Source organism: Thermus igniterrae ATCC 700962 (assembly GCF_000376265.1).
Taxonomy (GTDB): Bacteria; Deinococcota; Deinococci; order Deinococcales; family Thermaceae; genus Thermus; species Thermus igniterrae.
Genome location: NZ_AQWU01000073.1, coordinates 1 through 19,357, shown reverse-complemented (window position 1 = coordinate 19,357; position 19,357 = coordinate 1). Strand labels below are relative to the sequence as shown.

Genomic DNA, 19,357 nt, shown 5'->3' with positions numbered 1-19,357 from the left:
AGCTTAAAGCTCCAGGAGGTGGCGGCAAAGCCTCTCCACCCCGGCGGAGAGGTCCTCGAGGGTGAGGAGGAGGTCCAGGTGGGCCAGGGTGGTGGCCCGGCTTTCCTCCCGCCCCGCCTCCAGCCGCAGGAGGTGGGCCCGGCGCAGGCGGTCCAGGAAGGCGGCCACCTGAGGCCCCTCCGAGAGCACCTCCTGGGCCAGAGCCTTCTCCCCTGCCCCCCAGGCCGCGGCCATGCGCTCCAGGCGGCCCAGCACCAGCCTGGCCGCCTCCAGGAGGTCCTCCTTGCCCTCCTGGCTGAAGGAAAGCCCCTGCCCCCAAAGCCGCTCCGCCTGGCGCACCACCCGGCGCACCTGGTCCCCCAGGTGCTCCAGCTCGCTGGCCGCCACCAGGAGGGCTACCGCCCGCTCATCCCCCGCCCGGGCGGAAAGCTGGGCGGTGTAGAGCACCACCTCCCGGGTGAGGTGGTCCACCTTCTCCTCCAGCTCGGACAGCTCCGCCTCTCCCCCCTCCTCCTGGGCCAGGATGCGTACGGCCTTGGCCAGCATGGCCCGCACGGCATCGGCCACCCGGGCCAGCTCCCGGCGCACCAGGGCCTGGGCCAAAAGGGGGCTTTCCAGGGCCTCCGGGGAAAGGTACTTGGGCACCACCTGGGGCACGGGGAAAAGGCGCTGGGCCAGGGCCTCGTAGCCCCGGCGCAGGGGGAAAAAGGCCAGGGCATAGAGGAGGTGGGAGAGGAGGTGGGTCTCCAGCACCCCCATGGGAAAGACCCGGGCCAGAAGGAAAAGGCCCAGGGAGAGGAGAAGGCGGTGAAGCCCAAGCACCGCGCCCAGGGCCAAAGCCTCCCGCCTGCCGCCCAGGAAGGCGAGGAAGAGGCTTCCCGTGGTGCCCACCCCCGCCCCCAGGACCAGGGCCTGGGCTAGGCCTGCGGGCAGGGCCGGCGCCAGGGCCAGGGCCATGGCCGCCACCCCATTGGCCGAACCCAAGACCAGGGCCAGGGCGAGGCCCGCCAGGTACATGAGGCCGGGGGAAGGGTCAAGGGAGGCCAAAAGCCGGGCCACTCCCTCCGCCCCTGCCCCCATCTGGGCAAAGCCCAAGAGGAGGAGGCCCAGGCCCCAAAGCCCCAGGGCCAGGGACCGCCCCCGGGGAAAGGGAAAGAGGAGGAGGCCGGCCACCCAGAAGGCCCCCTCCAGCCCTCCTTGGCCCAGGAGGAACACCCCCACCCAGGGAGCGGCCCCGGCGGTGGCGGCCAGGGCCAGGAGGGCCGCCAGGGAAAGGCCCAGGACGCGGCCCTCCAGGAGGCCCAGGGCGAGGAGGCTCACCCCCGAGCCGCTTCCGGAAACCAGGCCCGCCAGGAGGCCGAAGAAGAGGGTCCTCGAGGGGTGGCCCAGGGCCCGCCCCAGGAGGTGGCGCCGCCCCCGCAGAGGGGCAAGGCCCTGAGCGAGGAGCTCCACCCCCAGGAGAAACAGGGCCAGACCGGCGAGAAAACCCACCCCAGGAGTATACGAAAGGCTGGCCTTCGGGCCAGCCTTTTGGTCGGGGAGACTGGATTTGAACCAGCGACCCCCTCGTCCCGAACGAGGTGCGCTACCGGGCTGCGCTACTCCCCGTAGCGGAGTCCAGTATAGGGGAGAGGGCGAAAAAGGTCAAAGGGGTTGACGGGCAAGGCAAGAATCCCTACACTGACCCCTAACCGCGCCGGGGCGCGGCGAAAACCAGCCCGTTCTCTTATCCAGAGCGGTGGAGGGTACGGCCCTGCGAAACCGCGGCAACCTCCCGCCCTTCCGTTTCATGGCCGGAAGCGAGCGGGGCTGGTGCCAAGGCCGGCCCGGGCGGGGGAAACGCCCGGGGACGATAAGAGAGGGGGGTAAGCGCCACGCCCAACCCCTTCTAGGCGAGAGAACGGTGCACCATGTTCCCGCCAGAAGGGGCCTATTTTTGGCCCCTTCCCCAGCGACCCCGGCCGGTCATGGGAAAGGAGGCCAAGGATGCGTTTTGAGACCCTGCAACTCCACGCGGGCTATGAGCCCGACCCCACCACCCAAAGCCGTCAGGTGCCCATCTACCCCACCACCAGCTACGTGTTCAAAAGCCCCGAGCACGCGGCCAACCTCTTCGCCCTCAAGGAGTTCGGCAACATCTACTCCCGCATCATGAACCCCACGGTGGAGGTGCTGGAGAAGCGCCTGGCGGCCCTGGAAGGGGGCAAGGCAGCGTTGGCCACCTCCTCGGGCCACGCGGCCCAGTTTTTGGCCCTCACCACCCTGGCCCAGGCGGGGGACAACTTCGTCTCCACCCCCAACCTCTACGGGGGTAGCTACAACCAGTTCAAGGTGACCCTGGGCCGGCTGGGGATTGAGGTGCGCTTTACCTCCCGGGAGGAACGGCCCGAGGAGTTCTTAGCCCTCACCGACGAAAGGACGCGGGCCTGGTGGGTGGAGTCCATCGGCAACCCCGCCCTGAACATCCCCGACCTCGAGGCCCTGGCCCAGGCGGCCCGCGAGGCCGGGGTGGCTCTCATCGTGGACAACACCTTCGGCATGGGGGGCTACCTCCTGAGGCCCCTGGCCTGGGGCGCCGCCCTGGTCACCCACTCCCTCACCAAGTGGGTGGGAGGGCACGGGGCGGTGATCGCGGGGGGGATTGTGGACGGGGGCAACTTCCCCTGGGACAACGGGCGCTACCCCCTCCTCACCGAACCCCAGCCGGGGTACCACGGCCTGAGGCTCGCCGAGGCCTTCGGGGACCTGGCCTTCATCGTGAAGGCCCGGGTGGACGGCCTGCGGGACCAGGGGCAGGCCCTGGGGCCCTTTGAGGCCTTTCTGGTCCTCTTGGGTATGGAGACCCTTTCCCTCAGGGCCGAGCGCCACGTGGAGAACACCCTGCACCTGGCCCACTGGCTGCGGGAACACCCCCGGGTGGCCTGGGTGAACTACCCGGGCCTCGAGGACCACCCCCACCACGCCCGGGCCCTGAAGTACTTCCGCGGAAAGCCGGGGGCGGTGCTCACCTTCGGCCTCAAGGGGGGCTACGAGGCCGCCAAGGCCTTCATGGGCCGCCTGAAGCTCATCTCCCACCTGGCCAACGTGGGGGATACCCGCACCCTGGCCATCCACCCCGCCTCCACCACCCACTCCCAGCTCTCCCCGGAGGAGCAGGCCCTGGCCGGGGTGACCCCGGAGATGGTGCGGCTCAGCGTGGGCCTGGAGCACCTGGAAGACCTGAAGGCGGAGCTCAAGGAGGCCCTGGCATGAGCGAGATCGCCCTGGAAACCTGGGGGGAGCACGAGGCCCTCATCCTCAAGCCCCCCCGCTCCCCCCTCTCCATCCCCCCGCCCAGGCCCCGCACCGCCGTGCTCTTCCCCCGGCGGGAGGGGTTCTACACGGAGCTGGGGGGGTATTTGCCCGAGGTGCGCCTGAGGTTTGAAACCTACGGCCGGCTCTCCCGCCTGCGGGACAACGCCGTCCTGGTCTTCCACGCCCTCACGGGCAGCGCCCACCTGGCGGGCACCTACGAGGAGAAGACCTTCCAGAGCCTCTCCCCCCTGGAGCAGGCCTTCGGCCGGGAGGGCTGGTGGGACAGCCTGGTGGGGCCGGGGCGCATCCTGGACCCCGCCCTCTACTACGTGGTCTCCGCCAACCACCTGGGGAGTTGCTACGGTTCCACCGGCCCCCTTTCCATAGACCCCCGCACGGGAAGGCCCTACGGCCGGGACTTCCCTCCCCTCACCATCCGCGACCTGGCCCGGGCCCAGGCCCGGCTCCTGGACCACCTGGGGGTGGAGCGGGCCATCGTCATCGGGGGGAGCCTGGGAGGCATGGTGGCCCTGGAGTTCGCCCTCATGTACCCCGAGCGGGTAAAGAAACTGGTGGTCCTGGCCGCCCCCGCCCGGCACGGCCCCTGGGCCCGGGCCTTCAACCACCTGGCCCGCCAGGCCATCCTCCAGGACCCGGGCTACTGGGAGGGCAACCCTGCCCCCCGGGGCATGGCCCTGGCCCGGGGCATCGCCATGATGAGCTACCGGGCCCCCAGGGGATTTGAGTCCCGCTGGGGCGAGGCTCCGGAGAAGGGGGAGACCTACCTGGACTACCAGGGGGAGAAGTTCTTGAGGCGCTTCCACGCGGAAAGCTACCTGGTCCTCTCCCGGGCCATGGACACCCACGACGTGGGCCGGGACCGGGGGGGCCTGGAGGAGGCCCTGGGCCGCCTGCGCACCCTGCCCTCCCTCTTCGTGGGCATTGACTCCGACCTCCTCTACCCCGCGGAGGAGGTGCGAAGGGCGGCCAGGCTGGCCGGGGGGCGGTACCGGGAGATCAAAAGTCCCCACGGGCACGACGCCTTCCTCATAGAGACCGACCAGGTGGAGGCCATCCTGGACGGCTTCCTCCCCTAGGGCTACTTGCCCACGCAGAAGCGGGCGAAAACCCGGGCCACCACCTCCTCGGCCACGCCCTGGCGTCCCCGCAAGGCCCCCAGGGCGTTCAGGGCCTCCTCCAGGGCCAGGCCCATGAGGTCCTCAGGGAGGGTGAGGGCCTCCAAGAGGCGCTCCCTGGCCCGGGTGAGGGCCTCCACCTGCCTCTCGGTGAGGAGGTACTCCCCGCCTCCCTGGCCCAAAAGGGTCTCGCGGATGGCCTCCTTCAACCGGGCAAGCCCCTCCCCGGTGTGGCTGGAAACGGGGAGGAAGTCCGGGTCCTCCCAGGCGGGGGGCAGGTCGGCCTTGGTGGCCACCTTTAGGGTGCGCTCCCAGGGAAGGGGCGGGGGGGCAGGGCGGGGCAGGGAGCGGTCGGCCACGTAGAGGACGAGGTCGGCCTCCTGGGCAATCCTCAGGGCCCGCTCCACCCCGGCCCGCTCCAGGGGGTCCTCCGTGTCCCGCACCCCGGCGGTGTCCACCGCCAGGAGGGGGATGCCAAAAAGCTCCAGGGGGGCTTCCAGGTAGTCCCGGGTGGTGCCGGGGATGGGGGAAACCAGGGCCCGCTCATAGCCCAAAAGGGCGTTGAGCAAGGAACTTTTCCCGACGTTGGGCGCCCCGATGAGGGCCAGGCGGGCCCCCCTTTGGGCCAGCCTCGAGGCCCGGGCCTGGGCCAAAAGCCCCTCCACCTCGGCCAGGGCCTCCCGGAGGACCCGCTCGGCCTCCAGGGGTTCCACCCCCTCCTCGGGGTAGTCCAGGAGGGCCTGGATGTGGGCGAGGAGGTCCAGGAGGCGGCCTTCCAGGGCTTCTATCCTGCGGGAAAACCCTCCCTCCAGGGCCCTCAGGGCCTGGCGCCGGGCCAGGTCCCCCTCGGCCTCCACCAGGGCCAAGACCGCCTCCGCCTGGGCCAGGTCCAGCTTGCCGTTCATGTAGGCGCGGAAGGTGAACTCCCCCGGGCCCGCCACCCGGGCCCCCGCCTCCACCAGGGCCTCGAGGACCCGCCGGAGCACCGCCGGGGAGCCGTGGGTGTGGAACTCCACCAGGTCCTCCCCGGTGTAGGAACGGGGGGCGCGGAAGACGAGGAGGAGGGCCTGGTCCAAGGCCTCCCCCGTCCTGGGGTCCACCACCTCCCCCAGGGTGAACCGCCCTCCCTTAAGCCCCCTGGGGTCCTTGCCCCGCCAGACGCGGGCGGCCAGCTCCAGGGCCCCCTCCCCCGAAAGGCGCACCACCCCGATGGCCCCCTTACCCGGGGGGGTGGCGATGGCGCAGATGGGGTCACGAAGACCGCGCATCCCTTGTCTCCTCTTCTAGACCCAGCCTCCGGGCCAAAAATCCCAAGGTGGGCCCCTGAAGGGCCACGGAAAAAAACACGATGAAGAAGACCAGGTTGAAGAGGGTGGCGGCCCCAGGAACCCCGGCCAAGAGGGGGTAAGTAGCGAGAACGATAGGCACCGCCCCCCTTAAGCCCACCCATCCCACGAGGAGCACCTCCCGCCAGGACCAGCGGAAGGGGAGAAGGCAAACGGCCACGGCCAAGGGGCGGGCCACGAACATGAGAAAGAGGGCCAAAAGGGCCCCCTTGAGGGCCACTCCGGGCAACTGTGAGGGGAAGACCAACAAGCCCAGCACCAGAAACATCACCACCTGCATGATCCAGGCCACGCCGTCGTGAAAGAGGAGAAGCTCGTCCTTCTGCCTCAGGGAGAGGTAGCCCACCACCAGTCCGGCCACGTAGACAGCGGCGAAACCGCTCCCCCCTAGGACGGCCGTGAAGCCGTAGGTGAAAAGCACCAGGGCAAAGCTCAGGAGGAGCCTCAGGCCCCGGTACAGAAGGCTCCACTGGTCCCAGGCCCAGGCGATGGCTCGGCCCAAGGCATACCCCAGGACCAAGCCTAGGCCCAACTGTTTGAGCCCCATCCAGATCAGATCCCCCGGTTGCGCCACGCCCACAAGGAGAGCAGTAAGGCCCACCGTGAGCAAGACAGCCATAGGGTCGTTGATCCCGGACTCTAACTCCAAAAGGGCCTTAAGACGTTCTTTAAGCCGCACTCCCTGGCTTCGGAGCACGCTGAACACGGCAGCCGCGTCCGTGGAGGAGACGATAGCCCCGAGGAGCAGGCTCTGTAAGGGGGAAAATCCCAGGATCAGGCTTGCGAAGAGACTCTCCAGCAAAGCGGTGAGAACTACACCCAAGGTGGCGAGAAGCACGCCAGGAAGGAGGACTGGGCGTACCTTGGCCCACTCCGTGTCCAGACCGCCGGAAAACAAGATAAAGGCAAGGGCCATCACCCCCAGGCCCTGGGCCAGACGGGCATCGTCAAAGTAGATGCCCCCGAGGCCATCAGAACCGGCCAGCATCCCCAAGGCGAGAAAGAAGAGCAGAGCGGGGATACCGAACCGCTGGGAAACCCGGCTCAGAAGAATACTTAGAAGGAGAAGGACCGAACTCCCAAACAAGAAAAGGTCGGCAGCGGCGCCGGCCATGCCCTCATTCTAAAGGGCTTCGCCAAGCACCTCCAGGGTGTTTTCCACGTCCTCCTCCGTGTGGGCCACGGAGAGGAAGGCCGCCTCAAAGTTGGAGGGCGGCCAGTACACCCCCCGGTCCAACAGACCGTGGAAGAAGCGCCTAAAGAGCTCGGTGTCCGTGCGCTTGGCCTCGGCGAAGGTGCGCACCGGCCCCTCGGTGAAGAAGACGGTGATCATGGAGCCCACCCGGTTCACCGCGTGGGGGATGCCCTTCTCCCCCAGCACCTCGGCAACCCCCCTTTCCAGCCTGGCCCCCAGGGCCTCGAGGCGGGGGTAGTACCCGGGGTTTTTCTCCAGTATTTCCAGGGTGGCCAGGCCCGCGGCCATGGCCAGGGGGTTCCCGGAGAGGGTGCCCGCCTGGTACACGGGGCCCAGGGGGGCCACCTTCTCCATGATCTCCCGCCGGCCCCCGTAGGCGGCGGCGGGCAACCCGCCCCCCAGGATCTTGCCCAGGGTGATGAGGTCGGGCCTGAGGCCTAAAAGCGCCGTGGCCCCCCCGAAGGCCAGGCGGAAGCCGGTCATCACCTCGTCGGCGATGAGGAGGACGCCGTAGTCCCTGGCCTCGTGGAGGGCCTGGAGGAAGTCCGGCGTGGGCACCAGGACTCCCGCGTTGCCCACCACCGGCTCAAAGATGATGGCGGCAATCTCCTCTCCCCTGCGCCTAAGGAGCTCCCGCAGGCCCTCGGGGTCGTTGTACTCCAGGACCAGGGTGAGGGCGGCGTAGGCCTCGGGCACCCCGGCGCTGGAGGGCACCCCCAGGGTGAGGGCCCCGCTTCCCGCCTCCACCAGGAGGCCATCCGCATGGCCGTGGTAGTTGCCGCGGAACTTGACGATGTAGGGCCTGCCCGTGTAGCCCCGGGCCAGGCGCAGGGCGGACATGGTGGCCTCGGTGCCGGAGTTCACGAAGCGCACCAGCTCCATCTGGGGGTAGGCCCGCTTCACCGCCTGGGCCAGCTCCACCTCCAGGGGGTTGGGGGCTCCGAAGGTAAGGCCCTTCTCTGCCACCTCCTTCACCCGGCGGAGCACCTCGGGGTGGGCGTGGCCCAGGATGAGGGGACCCCAGCTCATCACATAGTCCAGGTATCGGTTCCCGTCGGCATCCCACACGTACGCCCCCTCCCCCCGCACCAGGAAAGGAGGGGTGCCCCCCACGGCCTTGAAGGCCCGCACGGGGCTGCTCACCCCGCCCGGGATGTGCCGCTTGGCCTCGGCAAAAAGCCGCTCGGAAGTGGGCCGCTCCATGCCCCCTACTCTAGCGGCTTGGGCGGGAAAGAGGGTAGCTAGGGGCGGAAGGGGTGGAGGCCCAGGGCCCTGAGGCGCTCCAGGAGGGGCCTCAGGTCCAGGACGCCCAGGTGGAGGAGGACCCGGTACCCCAGGCCCCCCGCTTCCTGGAAGAGGTGGAGGCCCACCAGGGGGGTCCGGGTCTGGCGCAGGGCCTCGAGGACCTCCGAAAGCCTGGCCAGGTCGGGGACCAGGAGTTCCAGGCGGCTTGCCGGGGCCTTGGGGCGGAGAAGCTCCAAAAGCCCCTTCAGGAGGTCGTAGGCGGTGACCAGCCCCACCAAGGCCTCCCCCTCCACCACGGGCAGGGCCCCCACCCGGGCGGCCTCCATGCGGAAGGCGGTCTCCTCAGGGGAGTCCTCGGGGTGGGCCTGGGGGAAGGGCTGCAGGAAGCGGGCCACGGGGGCCTCGAGGTCGGCCATGACCCCTGGGGCCCAGGGGGCCAGGGAAAGGCGCAGGTGCCGCTCCCCCAGAAGCCCCCGGTACCGCCCCCGCTCCACCACGGGCAGGTAGCGCACCCCGGTCTGGGCCAGGAGGCGGTGGGCCTCCCTCAGGGACAGATGGGGTTCGGCTACCACCAGGTCCGTGCGCATCACGTCCTTGAGGCGGGTGGGGCCAAAGCTCATGGCTTGATGATGAAACAGCGACGGCCCAAAGTCAAGTTTTTACTTTACATTAAACCAAAGATACCGAAACAAGAAGCGACAAAAATCCCCTAACCCTAGTAAACTGTCGGCGAAAACTTCGCCAAAAGAAAACCCGTCCCGCCTCGAGGCGGGACGGACCCACGCAAGCCCTAGTGGGTGAGGACCCGCCTGAGGGCCGCCAGGACGCGGCGGGCGTTGGGGCGGTAGAGGTGCTCAATGGCGCTGAAGGGGGGGTAAGGGGCGTCGTACCCCGCCACCCGCAGGACGGGGGCCTGGAGGTGGTCAATGGCCCCCTCGGCGATGCGGGCGGCCACCTCGGCCCCGAAGCCCCCGGTGCGCATGGCCTCGTAGACCACCACCGCCCGGCCCGTCTCCCTCACCGCCTCCAGGAGAGTGTCCTCGTCCAGGGGGACCAGGGTCTCCAGGTCCACCACCATCACCTCCACCCCCTCCTTGGCCGCCACGGAGGCCGCCTCCAGCATCACCTCCACCATGCCCCCGTAGCCGATTAGGGTGGCCGCCTTCCCTTCCCGCACCACCCGGGCCTTCCCCAGGGGCAGGGTGTAGTAGCCCTCGGGCACCTCCGCCCGGGAGCCGCGGTAGAGCTTGATGGCCTCCAGGAAGAAGACGGGGTCGGGGTCCTCAATGGCCGAGAGGAGAAGCCCCTTGGCCCTCTCGGGGCTGGAGGGAATGACCACCTTGACCCCCGGGGCGTGGGCCAGGAGGGCCTCGGGGGAGTCCGCGTGCTGCTCGGGGGTGTGGACCCCGCCCCCGTAAGGGGCCCGCACCACCACGGGAAGGCCCACCCGCCCCCGGCTCCGGTGGCGCCAGCGCCCCAGGTGGGAGAGGATCTGGTCCAGGGCCGGGTAGAGGAAGCCGGCGAACTGGATCTCCGCCACCGGCCGCATCCCCCCCATGGCCAGGCCGATGGCCAGGCCCAGGATGCCGCTTTCCGCCAGGGGGGTGTCAAAGACCCGGGCCTCGCCGTGTTTGGCCTGAAGCCCCTCGGTCACCCGGAAGACCCCGCCCAGGCGCCCCACGTCCTCCCCAAAGACCAGAACCCTTTCATCCCGGGCCAGGGCCAGGTCCAGGGCTTCGTTGATGGCCTGGACCATGTTCAGGACACGGGTCTTCTCCGCTACCATACCTCCTCCAGGTGGAGGCCCCGCCTCAGGGCCTCCCAGGCCCGGCGCTGATCCGGACCCATCTCCCGGTACACGTGCTCCACGATCTCCTCCGGACGGGGCTCGGGGGCGCCGTCCGCCAGGGCCAGCTCCCGGGCGAACTCCTCCTCCAGCTCCGCCAAAAGGGCGGCCTCCTCCCCTTCCCCCCAAAGCCCCCTGGCCTCCAGGGCCTGGCGCAGGCGCAGGAGGGGGTCCTTCTGCCGCCAGGCCTCCTCCTCCTCCCGGGTGCGGTAGCGGGTGGGGTCGTCGGAGGTGGTGTGGGGGGCCAGGCGGTAGGTGAGGGCCTCCAGCAGGGTGGGCCCCTCCCCCTTACGGGCCCGCTCCACGGCCTTTTTGGCCTCCAGGTAGACGGCAAAGACGTCGTTCCCGTCCACCACCACCCCGGGCATCCCGTACCCCTCGGCGCGCCGGGCGATGTAGTCCACCCGCATCTGCTTGGACCGGGGAACGCTGATGGCGTAGCCGTTGTTCTGCACCAGGAAGACCACGGGGGCGCCGAAGACCGCGGCGAAGTTCAGCCCCTCGTGGAAGTCCCCCTCGCTCGTCCCCCCGTCCCCGATGGAGGTGGCCACCACCCAGTTCTCCCCCCGGTACCGCCCGGCCAGGGCGAGGCCCACCGCCTGGGGGATCTGGGTGGCGATGGGGATGTAGGGGTTCACCGCCCTGACCCCCTCGGGGAAGCGCCAGCCCGCGGGATGGGCCCGCCAGTAGAGGATGAGGGTGTGGATGGGAAGCCCCCGGGCCAGGAGCAGGGCGGACTCCCGGTAGCTGGGCACCACCCAGTCCCCCGGCCCCAGGGCCAGGGCCAGCCCCACCTGGGCGGCCTCCTGGCCCATGAAGGGGGCGTAGACCCCAAGCCGCCCCTGGCGCTGCAGGGTGAGGGCCTTCTCGTCAAAAAACCGGGCCCGCCGCATGGCCCGGTAGAGGGAGAGGGCCTCCGCCTCGCCTAGCGGAAACTCCCCCTTACTCAGGTACTCCACCACTTTGAGCTTCACGGGGGGAGTTTACCACAAGGGCCAGGCGCTCCAGGGCCAGGGTGAGCTCCTCCTCGCTCTTGCAGAAGGCGAAGCGGAAAAGCCCCTCGGGGGGGTCTTGGCGGTAAAAGGCGGAGGCGGGGATGAGGGCCACCCGGGCCTCCTCCACCAGGGCAAAGGCCTCCCAGCCGGGAAGCTCGGCCATGAGGAAGTAGGTGCCCTGGGGCATATAGGCCCGAAGCCCCAGGGCCCGAAGCCCCTCCAGGAGGAGGTCCCGCCGCCTCCGGTAGCTCTCCCGCAGGGCCTGGTAAAACCCCTCCCGCCGCGCCACCCGCAGGGCCTCCGCCACCCCCGCCTGCAGGGGGGTGGGGGCGGAAAAGCTGGTCCACTGGCGCATCCCCGCCAGGGTGGGCATGAAGGCCTTGGGGCCCACAATCCAGCCCACCCGGTAGCCGGTGGCCTCGAGGCGCTTGCCGGCACTCCCCACGGTGAAGGTGCGCTCCGGGGCAAAGTCCCGCAGGCGCCTGGGCCTTTCCCCGTAGTAGAGCTCGTCGTAGACCTCGTCGGAGACCAGGAAGAGGTCGTGCCTCCGGGCCAGCTCGGCCACGGCCCGAAGCTCCTCCTCGCCGAACACCAGGCCCGTGGGGTTCATGGGGGCGTTGAGGAGGAGGGCCCGGGTGCGGGGGGTGACGGCCTCTTCCAGGGCCTTGAGGTCCAGGCGGAAGCCCTCCTGGGTAAGCCCAAGGCGCACCAGCCGGGCCTCGGCCCCGGCCAGGAAGGCGTCGGGCAGGTACACGTCAAAGAAGGGCTCCAGGACCACCACCTCCTCCCCTGGACCCAGGAGGCTCTGGAGGAGGACATAGAGGGCCTCCGTGGCCCCTGAGGTCACCACCACCGCCTCCGGCTCCACCCCGAACTCCTCGGCTAGGGCCTCCCGCAAGGGGGGAAACCCGGCGGGGGGAGCGTACTGGTCGTAGCGGCCCAGGGCCCGCCGCACCGCCTCGAGGAGAAAGGCCGGAGGAGGGTTGGAGGGAAAGCCCTGGCCCAGGTTTACCGCCCCAAGGCGCTGGGCGAGCTGGCTCATCCTGGGGAAGATGCTCTCCTTGGCCGCCTCGGTGCGGGGGTGGAGGCGCATGGGGATAGGGTAGCGCAAAGTTATGCGCTGGGGGAAGGGCGGGCCTCCCCGAAGAGGTGGAGGAAGAGGGCCTCGAGGCTCGGCGTCCCCCGGGAGACCTCCAACACTTCCACGGGGAGGGTTCCCAAGACCTCCCGCAGCGCCTCCCACGGCCCCAGGAAGAAGAGGACCTCGGGGCCTTCCGCACTCCAGCCGGGGCCCAGGGCCTTGAGGAGGGCCTCCGCCTTGGGCTCGGCGAGGCGCACCCGGTACCCCTCCCCGGCCCAGTCCCGGAGGAGGGCCCGGGTGGGGCCCTGCCGCCGCACCTCCCCCCGGTGGAGGAAGGCCACGCGGTCGCTCACCCGCTCCACCACCTCCAGGTCGTGGGAGGTGAGGAGGATGCCCCAGCCCTCCTTCTTAAGCTCCAGGAGGATCCCCTCAAACTCCCTCCGGCTCACGGGGTCCAGGCCCAGGGTGGGCTCGTCCAGAAGGAGGAAGCGGGGCTTGAGGGCGAGGGCGAGGGCCAAGGCCGCCTTCTGCTGCATGCCCCGGGAGAGGGAGGCGAGGGGGGCGTGGAGGCGGTCCCTTAGGCCGAAGCGCTCCAGCCAGGCCTCAAACCGGGGGCGGACCTCCCTGGGGGGAAGCCCCCGGATGCCCCCGAAGTAGAGGGCGTTCACCAGGAGGCTCAGGTTGACGTAGAGGTTGCGGCTTCCCTCCAGGAGGACGCCGAACTCGTGGCCCTGGGGCCTGCGCCGCGCCCCGCCCTCCTCCAGGACCACCTCTCCCGCGTCGGGCAGGAGGAGGCCGAGGACGACCTTGATGAGGGTGGTCTTGCCCGCCCCGTTGGGGCCCAAAAGGCCCAGGATCTCCCCGGCCCCAAGCTCCAGGCTCACCCCCTTGAGGGCCTCCAGCTTGCCGAAGCGCTTGTGGACGTTCTGCACCAAAAGCCGCATCAGTACCTCCCTAATAGGCCCCTCCGCCGCACCGCCGCGTAGACCCAGGCCATGGCGAAAAGCCCCGCCCCGAGAAAGAGGAGGGCCTGCACGAAGGCGAGGAGGAGAAGCCCGGGGAACGCCCCCTCCCCGGTGAGGGCGAGCTTCAGGAGCTGCGTCCCTGGGGCAAAGGGGAGGGGGGTCATCCAGGGAGCGAAGCGAACCAGGGAGAAGAAGTAGGGCAGGAAAAGGAACTGGACGATGGTGAAGAAGCCCTCCACCCGCTTGAAGTGAAGGGCGAGGGCCCCCATGCCGAGGGCGAAGCCCAAGGCGGCGAGGTACAGGGGCAAAAGGCCCAGGGGCCACCAGGAGGCGGGGGTGAGCCTAACCCCGAGGAGGAGAACCAGGGGAAGAAGGGTAAGGAGGCTAAAGGTGATGCCGGCGAGACCCTGCACGAGGGCGCGCAGGAGAAGCTGCCGGAGAAGCCCTCCCCGGGCCAGGCCCAGATGCTCCAGGGTGCCTAAGGCAGCCTCGGACTGTACGGAATAGGCGATGGACTGGAAGGTGCCCACCACCAGGTTGAAGGCGGCGAAGACCAGGAGGAGGGGGCCCAGGTCCAGACCTAGGCTCGCCAGCCCCTCGGGGGTCAGGTTCTCCAGGCCGAGGACCATGGAGTAGAAGAAGAGGACGGAGGCCAGAAGCCCCGCCAGGGTGTCAAACCAGTAGCGCCTGGTCAGGTTCCACTCCAGGAGAAACTCGCTCCAGAGTTGCCAGCAGAGCATCACACCTCCTAGAACCTCCCCAATATACCCCGCCTGCGCACCAGGCGGTACATGTAGGCCATGGCCCAAAGCCCCAGGGCGAAGAGGAGGAGCCCTTGAAAGAGGGCCAGGCCCAACAGGCCCCAAGGCGCCTCCGCCCCTGAGAGGCTAAGCCGCAGGAGGTGCACCCCGGGGGCGAAGGGCAGGTGGGCCATCCAGGGCTCAAACCGGACCAGGTAGAAGAAGTAGGGCAGGAAGAGGAACTGGACGATGGTGAAAAACTCGTCCACCTGCTTGAAGTACAAGGCAGTGGCCCCCATGAGGAGGCCGAAGCCCAAGGCGGCCAGGAAAAGGGGCAAGAACCCCAAAGGCCAGCGGGCCAGGGGGCCTAGGGTCACGCCGAAGGCCAAGGCCAAGGGTAGGAGGACCAAAAGGCTCCAGAGAACTCCGAATAGGCTTTGCACCAGGGCCCGGAGGAGGAGCTGGCGCAGGAGGCCTCCCCGGGCCAGGGCCATGTGTTCCAGGGTCCCCAGTTGCGCCTCGCCCTGGACCGTGTAGGCGATGGACTGGAAGGTGAACAAGGTGAGGTTGAAGGCCGTGAAGACCAGAAGCAGGGGGCCTGGGTCCAAGAAGCGGGCCTCCTCGGGGGTAAGCCGGCTAAAGCCCAAAAGGATTGCGTAGAAGTAGAGGAGGCTCCCCCCCAGGTTTGCCAGCGTGTTGAACCAGTAACGCCGGGTTCGGGCCCAAGAGAGCAGGAACTCGCTCCAAAGCGGCCAGAGCACCATACCCCCTAGAACCTCCCCAATATACCCCGCCTGCGGACTAGGCGGTACATGTAGGCCATGGCCCAAAGGCCCGCCCCGAAGAGGAGGAGGCCCTGGAGGAGGGCCAGGAGGAAGATCTCCCGGTCAAACTCCCCGCCCGTGAGCCCAAGCCGCACCAGGTGGGCCCCTGGGGCGAAGGGGAGGTAGGCCATGTAGGGGTGCCATTGGGTAAGGGAAAGAAAGTAGGGGAGCAGTATGAAATTGAGCACAACAAAAAGGCTATCTACCCGTCTAAAGAGAAGTCCCAAGGATCCCATGAGGAAAGCTAAGCCGAGGTTTATTGGAAGGAAGGCCAACACACCAAGCGGCCACCACCAAGAGAGTTGGAAGGAAATGCCGCTCACCCAGTAGAGCACCAGGAGCACCGCCGCGGCATACAGCCCCCCGTTTAGGCCAAGGACAAAGGCCCTTACCGTTAGCTGGGTAAGTAACCCTCCCCTTGCTAGAGAGAGGTGCTCTATGGTCCCAAGCAGGCTCTCGTTCAAAATATTCGAAGCAAATGTTCGCCAAAGGGCCCCTGTGAATTGGAAGACACCGTATAAGGCCAGCAGAGAGCCTGAGTCTATGTTTGGTAGAGATGTCTTCGTTACGCTTTTCAAGCCGATTAAGATGGCATAGAAAAACAATACATCTGCCAACATTCCGGAGAGGAAGTTGAGCCAATATAGCCTGTAGTGCTCCAACATCAGCCTTACTTCGGCCAACCACTGGAACCGGCTCATCGCTTTATTCCGGAGTATGAGGCCAAGGTGCCTTGACTTCTTCGCTGCACAGGCTACCTTGGCCTCCTTACCTAGGCCTCAGCTACCAAAGCTTGGTGTTGATGCCGCAGCCCGAATTCTGCCCACAATTGTAGCCACAGTCGCCGCTAGGAGCTATACGCAGTCCAGGCTTCACGACCCACCGCATCTTCCTCACCTCCTTTCCCTAGCCCGTGCAGGGGCGAGGTGCCGGCTCTGCCTCGCCTGCACGTTCGGCTAGCAAAGTAAAGGTACGCTTCCAGTTCCACTTGAAGGTGGTGCACTCCAGCTCCACCTTCCCCTCAGGCATGGCCTCGGGGAAGACCACCTTCAAGGGGCACCCCCCCATGCACGCAGGAAGCCAGGTGCAACGGGAGCAGGCGAGCTCTTCGGAGAAGGGGTCCCAGGACATCCAGCGCTGGTAAACGGGGTTCTCCGCAAGTTGCAGGGGATCGTATTCCAGGAGGTTGCCCACGGCGAACTCGGGCTGCCCCACCGTGTCCCAGCACTTCTGCAGGGTGCCGTCGGGCTCCACCACGAACCCCTCCGGATGGGCGGCCACGCACCCTCCAAGCTGAAGGGAGGGGTAGGGAAGGGTGGCCAGGCCTAGGCTTTCCGCAAGGGTGAAGTACTCCGGCTCAATCCGGGCGAAGTCCTTGCGGGTAAAGCAGAACCCCTTGACCCCGTGGCTGGGCGGGGCGGTGGAGGTTACGGGGGCAAAGTAGACCCGCAGGTTCTCCTGGTGGGCCAGCCCTTCCTCGGCCAGACGCTTCAAGAGGGCGGGCACGCCCTCGCGGTTCCGGACGTCCACGTTGACCCGGATGTGGACGAAGACGGGTTTCCCGAGGAAGAGGCGCAGGTTGGCCAGGATGCGCTCAAAGCTCCCTTCCCCGGTAAGGAGGTGGCGGCGCTGGTCGTGGTAGGGAGCGTCCCCGTCCAGGGTGATCTGGACCAGGTGAATGCGGTAGCGGACCATGTCCGCCACCTTCCCTTCGTCCAGGAGGTAGCCGTTCGTGATGAGGCTCGCGCTGTACTCCACGCGGTTCCTCTCGGCTACCTCCAAGAACCCCTGGGATAGCCTCTGGACGACATCCCAGGCCAGGGTGGGCTCACCGCCAAACCAGGTGACGAAGAACTTGCTGAGGCGGGGGGCTTTTTGAGCGAAGACCTCCAGGAGCTTGGCCTGAACCGCTTCGGTCATGCGGCTCACCCGGTGCCGCTGGAAGCAGTAGTCGCAGCCGAAGTTGCAGTCTATGGTGGGACAGATCGTTAGGCTCCAGGCCTCCGTGGTGTAGCGCTGCCGCAGGTGGAGGGTCTTAAGGTAGGCCAGCTCGTCAAAGTTCTCGGGAACGACGAAGCGGCCTTCCACGAGCCCCTGGTCTACAGGGTTCTTGGGGTCCAAGGGCTCCCCCTTGACCAGGGCCGTGTAGCGCGCCCATCCTTCTGAATCCAAGACGGCCAGGCCACCGGAGAGGGAGTTGAAGGCGAGCTTCTCGCCCGTGAGCAGGGTGTGGAAGTGGTTGAAGCGGCTCGGCTTATAGGCTGCCCCTCCCCGGGCTGGTGCCTGGGCGGGTTCATGGAGGTTCACCACGAGTAGCTGCAACATCCCGTCTTGCATGCCCTTTCACCCCTCTCGGCCATCCTCAGGCTGGCCTTAAGGTAGCAAGGGGAAGGTAACGCTCGCGTAACTCAGAAGACTCTCATAAAGACCCCAGGGCGTTACGCGGAGGTTACGTAAGCCTGGGTAGCCTTTAAACATGCAGTTCCTGTGGCTTCTCCTCGCCCTCCTCGGGGGCTCTGGGGTCCTTCCCCAATGCCTCGCCCCCCACTGCCCGCCCCCGGGGCCGGGGCTTTAAGTGTCCGTACTAGCCTGCCTTCACCGCCACCCCCTTCCCGCCCAGGAGGCGAAGCCGAGGAGGAGCCCCCCGGCCAGGAGGAGGAGCCTTCCCCTGGGCCACCGGTCGGCCAGATGCCCCCCGTAGAGGGCGAAGAGGGGCTCGGCCAGGAGGCGGAAGGCCAGGGCTGAGCTCGCCTCTAGGGGGCTCAAGGCCCCAAGAGCGGTGAGGGCGGCGTGGGCGAAGTAGAAGAACCCCGCCCCGAAGAGGCGGAAGGCTTCCAGCCAGAGGAGGAGGGCCAGCGTCATACGCCTACAGGTTAGCCGGAAACGGGCCAAAAACGAGAAGGGGTAGATTTTCCTTGTCCAAGATTCCTACTCTACTTCTTGCCTTAAGGCCTCCAGTCGCCTAGGGTGCAGGGGTCCTAGGGCGAAGGGGAGAAGGACCAGAAATCCCAAGGTTCCTAGGAGGAGGGGCAGGGTTGGATTCCACTTGCCCAGGACCCCCGCCCCCAGGCCCCCCAGGGCCCCGGCCCCGTAGAGGAGGGCGCGGATGGCGGCGAGACTTGGGGCCAGGCCCTCCTTGGGCAGGAGCCAGCCCCGCACCGCCCGCAGGTGGGTGCTGAGGAGGGCCACGGCCAGGCCTAAGAGGGGAGGGGCGGCGAGGAGGAGGGGAAAGGGCAGGAGAAAGCCCATCCCCCCGAGGGCTGCCCCTAGCGGGCCCAGCCTAAAGGCCAGGGCCGGTGGGACCCGCCCGGCAAAGTAGCTTCCCAGGGTGTACCCCAGGCTTTGCAGCGCGAAGACCAGGCCGAAGAGGGCTTCCGGGGTGCCCGCCCGGAGGGCCAGAAGGCCCAGAAGGGCGGTGGTGAGGGCGTGGGCCAGGGTAAAGAGGAGGGAAAGAAGGAGATAGGGCCTGAGGGGGGCATGGGCCAGGAGGCGACGGAGGGACTGCACCAAGGCCTCGGGCCTCGTCGCCTCCTCCCTCTCCCCCTTCTCCCCCGTGAGGGCGGGGCGGAGGAGGGCCCAGGCCAGGAGGAGGATCCCGGCGGCAAGGAGGTAAGGGAGGGCGGGATGGAGGGCGAAGAGGGCGGGGCCGAGGCCTACCCCCACCAGCCCCCCCACCTCCCAGGCGGCGTAGAGCTTGCCGCTCCTTTCCGCCAGCCTGCCCCGGCCTCTCCGCACCAGGAGGCCTTCCCAGGCCACGAGGGCCAGGTCGGTGAGGACCATAAGGGGGTAAGCGTAGAAGACCAGGAGGGCGGCTTCCCGCGGCAGGAAGGGAAGGGGGAGGAAGAGGAGGCCCCGGGCCAGGCGCAACTCCAGGAGAGCCCGGGCCAGGCCCTGCCGCTCCACCCAAGGACTGAGGAAGAGGAGGGGTCCCAGGGTGAGGTACCCCAAGGCGGCGAAGAAGCCCACCCATAAGGCCTCCCCCGTGCGGGCTACTTCCAGGGCGAGGGCACTAAAGCCAATGGAGGCCCCGACGTCGCTCAGGGCCTCGGCCCAGAGAGGCGCGTTATGCAAAGGAAACCTCACGGGGACCTCCCCTCCCTCAAGGCGAGGAGCCGCCCGCACCCTATGGGCCCCAAGGCCAAGGGCAGGAGGAGAAGGAGGCCCAGGAGGGCGGTAAGGAGGGGCACCCGGGGGCCAAGGGTTCCCAAGCCCCCCGCCAGGAGGGTGCCGAGGAGGCTCCCCAGGGAGAGAAGGGCCACCGCCCCCGCCTGCACCCGGCCCAGGAGGGCCTCCGGCGCGAGGCGCTGCCGGTAGGCCCGTAGGTGGACCCCGCTTAAGGCACCGCCNCCGCCCACAAGGAAAGCGCCAAGAGGCCCGAAAGGAAAGGGCAGGAGGAGGAGGGCAAGCCCCAAGACCCTCAGCCCGTGCCCGCCCCAAATCCCCAGGCAAGGCCCTACCCTCCCCGCCGCGAGGCTTCCCAGGAAGCCCCCNANGGAGAGGCCCAAGGGGTAGAGGCCGTAGAGGGCAGGGGGCGTCTCCTGGGCCAGGGCCAGGAGGGGCAGGAGGGCCAGAGCTAGCCCGGAGAGGAAGCTCAGGGCCAGGGCGTAGAGGGTAAGGGGAAGGAGCCGCCTGTCCTCGAGGAGGAAGGCGAGCCCCGCGAGAAGGGCCCTCAAGGTAAGACCCTCCCCCT

Annotated in this window: 17 protein-coding genes, 1 tRNA gene and 1 riboswitch; of the genes, 2 read left to right on the top strand and 16 right to left on the bottom strand. The window is 68.3% G+C overall.

Going from position 1 to position 19,357, the window contains the following annotated elements:
• Window positions 1–3: 3 nt before the first annotated feature.
• On the bottom strand, window positions 4–1,491 hold the full coding sequence (locus tag B128_RS0110950; protein ID WP_018112315.1) for a PhoU domain-containing protein: 1,488 nt from the start codon (window positions 1,489–1,491) through the stop codon (window positions 4–6).
• 40 nt (window positions 1,492–1,531) lie between these two features.
• Window positions 1,532–1,608 (bottom strand) — tRNA-Pro (locus tag B128_RS0110945).
• Window positions 1,609–1,723: 115 nt separating this feature from the next.
• Window positions 1,724–1,859, top strand: a riboswitch (SAM riboswitch).
• A gap of 127 nt (window positions 1,860–1,986) precedes the next feature.
• Between B128_RS0110945 and B128_RS0110940 the strand changes: the two genes are divergently transcribed.
• A complete protein-coding gene (locus B128_RS0110940) occupies window positions 1,987–3,252 on the top strand; it encodes an O-acetylhomoserine aminocarboxypropyltransferase/cysteine synthase family protein (protein WP_018112314.1) in 1,266 nt (421 codons plus the stop codon).
• The gene (gene metX, locus B128_RS0110935) at window positions 3,249–4,391 is read left to right on the top strand and encodes a homoserine O-acetyltransferase MetX (protein WP_018112313.1); all 1,143 of its coding nucleotides are present in this window, start codon (window positions 3,249–3,251) and stop codon (window positions 4,389–4,391) included. Before B128_RS0110940 ends, metX begins: the two co-directional genes overlap by 4 nt.
• Before the next feature lie 2 nt (window positions 4,392–4,393).
• On the opposite strand, the gene mnmE is transcribed toward metX, so the two are convergent.
• The 14 genes from mnmE to B128_RS12895 form a co-directional block, all read right to left on the bottom strand.
• Window positions 4,394–5,698, bottom strand: coding sequence for a tRNA uridine-5-carboxymethylaminomethyl(34) synthesis GTPase MnmE (gene mnmE / locus B128_RS0110930; RefSeq protein WP_018112312.1), 1,305 nt, complete (start codon window positions 5,696–5,698; stop codon window positions 4,394–4,396).
• The gene (locus tag B128_RS0110925; protein ID WP_018112311.1) at window positions 5,682–6,890 is read right to left on the bottom strand and encodes a potassium/proton antiporter; all 1,209 of its coding nucleotides are present in this window, start codon (window positions 6,888–6,890) and stop codon (window positions 5,682–5,684) included. Before B128_RS0110925 ends, mnmE begins: the two co-directional genes overlap by 17 nt.
• A 9-nt stretch (window positions 6,891–6,899) precedes the next feature.
• A complete protein-coding gene (gene hemL / locus B128_RS0110920) occupies window positions 6,900–8,174 on the bottom strand; it encodes a glutamate-1-semialdehyde 2,1-aminomutase (RefSeq protein WP_018112310.1) in 1,275 nt (424 codons plus the stop codon).
• A 38-nt stretch (window positions 8,175–8,212) separates the two neighbouring features.
• Window positions 8,213–8,836: a CBS domain-containing protein gene (locus tag B128_RS0110915; RefSeq protein ID WP_018112309.1), complete on the bottom strand. Its 624-nt coding sequence runs from the start codon at window positions 8,834–8,836 to the stop codon at window positions 8,213–8,215.
• A gap of 170 nt (window positions 8,837–9,006) precedes the next feature.
• Window positions 9,007–10,002 carry an alpha-ketoacid dehydrogenase subunit beta gene (locus tag B128_RS0110910; protein WP_018112308.1) on the bottom strand — a complete coding sequence of 332 codons (996 nt, stop codon included), beginning with the start codon at window positions 10,000–10,002 and terminating at the stop codon, window positions 9,007–9,009.
• Window positions 9,996–11,036, bottom strand: coding sequence for a pyruvate dehydrogenase (acetyl-transferring) E1 component subunit alpha (pdhA, locus tag B128_RS0110905; protein ID WP_026175212.1), 1,041 nt, complete (start codon window positions 11,034–11,036; stop codon window positions 9,996–9,998). Before pdhA ends, B128_RS0110910 begins: the two co-directional genes overlap by 7 nt.
• Complete coding sequence (locus B128_RS0110900; protein WP_026175211.1) at window positions 11,005–12,150, bottom strand: pyridoxal phosphate-dependent aminotransferase; 1,146 nt, start codon at window positions 12,148–12,150, stop codon at window positions 11,005–11,007. Before B128_RS0110900 ends, pdhA begins: the two co-directional genes overlap by 32 nt.
• Before the next feature lie 20 nt (window positions 12,151–12,170).
• Window positions 12,171–13,082 carry an ABC transporter ATP-binding protein gene (locus tag B128_RS0110895; protein WP_018112305.1) on the bottom strand — a complete coding sequence of 304 codons (912 nt, stop codon included), beginning with the start codon at window positions 13,080–13,082 and terminating at the stop codon, window positions 12,171–12,173.
• Window positions 13,082–13,843, bottom strand: coding sequence for a hypothetical protein (locus B128_RS0110890; RefSeq protein WP_018112304.1), 762 nt, complete (start codon window positions 13,841–13,843; stop codon window positions 13,082–13,084). The genes B128_RS0110895 and B128_RS0110890 overlap by 1 nt, the downstream gene beginning before the upstream one ends.
• Window positions 13,844–13,851: 8 nt before the next feature.
• Complete coding sequence (locus tag B128_RS0110885; RefSeq protein WP_018112303.1) at window positions 13,852–14,607, bottom strand: ABC transporter; 756 nt, start codon at window positions 14,605–14,607, stop codon at window positions 13,852–13,854.
• A gap of 5 nt (window positions 14,608–14,612) precedes the next feature.
• Window positions 14,613–14,855, bottom strand: coding sequence for a hypothetical protein (locus tag B128_RS13250; RefSeq protein WP_245537247.1), 243 nt, complete (start codon window positions 14,853–14,855; stop codon window positions 14,613–14,615).
• A gap of 718 nt (window positions 14,856–15,573) precedes the next feature.
• Complete coding sequence (locus tag B128_RS0110875; RefSeq protein WP_018112301.1) at window positions 15,574–16,992, bottom strand: radical SAM/SPASM domain-containing protein; 1,419 nt, start codon at window positions 16,990–16,992, stop codon at window positions 15,574–15,576.
• Between the two features lie 270 nt (window positions 16,993–17,262).
• On the bottom strand, window positions 17,263–17,529 hold the full coding sequence (locus B128_RS0110870; RefSeq protein ID WP_018112300.1) for a hypothetical protein: 267 nt from the start codon (window positions 17,527–17,529) through the stop codon (window positions 17,263–17,265).
• 66 nt (window positions 17,530–17,595) lie between these two features.
• The gene (locus B128_RS12895; protein ID WP_040683625.1) at window positions 17,596–18,738 is read right to left on the bottom strand and encodes a hypothetical protein; all 1,143 of its coding nucleotides are present in this window, start codon (window positions 18,736–18,738) and stop codon (window positions 17,596–17,598) included.
• Window positions 18,739–19,357: the final 619 nt, after the last annotated feature.

What these genes read in the sequence shown, in the direction of transcription:
- mnmE (WP_018112312.1), bottom strand. Translation starts at nt 5,698, where the DNA reads ATGCGCGGTCTTCGTGACCCCATCTGCGCCATCGCCACCCCCCCGGGT.
- B128_RS0110915 (WP_018112309.1), bottom strand. Translation starts at nt 8,836, where the DNA reads ATGAGCTTTGGCCCCACCCGCCTCAAGGACGTGATGCGCACGGACCTG.
- hemL (WP_018112310.1), bottom strand. Translation starts at nt 8,174, where the DNA reads ATGGAGCGGCCCACTTCCGAGCGGCTTTTTGCCGAGGCCAAGCGGCAC.
- metX (WP_018112313.1), top strand. Translation starts at nt 3,249, where the DNA reads ATGAGCGAGATCGCCCTGGAAACCTGGGGGGAGCACGAGGCCCTCATC.
- B128_RS0110885 (WP_018112303.1), bottom strand. Translation starts at nt 14,607, where the DNA reads ATGGTGCTCTGGCCGCTTTGGAGCGAGTTCCTGCTCTCTTGGGCCCGA.
- B128_RS0110900 (WP_026175211.1), bottom strand. Translation starts at nt 12,150, where the DNA reads ATGCGCCTCCACCCCCGCACCGAGGCGGCCAAGGAGAGCATCTTCCCC.
- B128_RS0110890 (WP_018112304.1), bottom strand. Translation starts at nt 13,843, where the DNA reads ATGCTCTGCTGGCAACTCTGGAGCGAGTTTCTCCTGGAGTGGAACCTG.
- B128_RS0110940 (WP_018112314.1), top strand. Translation starts at nt 1,987, where the DNA reads ATGCGTTTTGAGACCCTGCAACTCCACGCGGGCTATGAGCCCGACCCC.
- B128_RS0110910 (WP_018112308.1), bottom strand. Translation starts at nt 10,002, where the DNA reads ATGGTAGCGGAGAAGACCCGTGTCCTGAACATGGTCCAGGCCATCAAC.
- B128_RS0110875 (WP_018112301.1), bottom strand. Translation starts at nt 16,992, where the DNA reads ATGTTGCAGCTACTCGTGGTGAACCTCCATGAACCCGCCCAGGCACCA.
- B128_RS0110895 (WP_018112305.1), bottom strand. Translation starts at nt 13,082, where the DNA reads ATGCGGCTTTTGGTGCAGAACGTCCACAAGCGCTTCGGCAAGCTGGAG.
- B128_RS0110870 (WP_018112300.1), bottom strand. Translation starts at nt 17,529, where the DNA reads ATGACGCTGGCCCTCCTCCTCTGGCTGGAAGCCTTCCGCCTCTTCGGG.
- B128_RS0110925 (WP_018112311.1), bottom strand. Translation starts at nt 6,890, where the DNA reads ATGGCCGGCGCCGCTGCCGACCTTTTCTTGTTTGGGAGTTCGGTCCTT.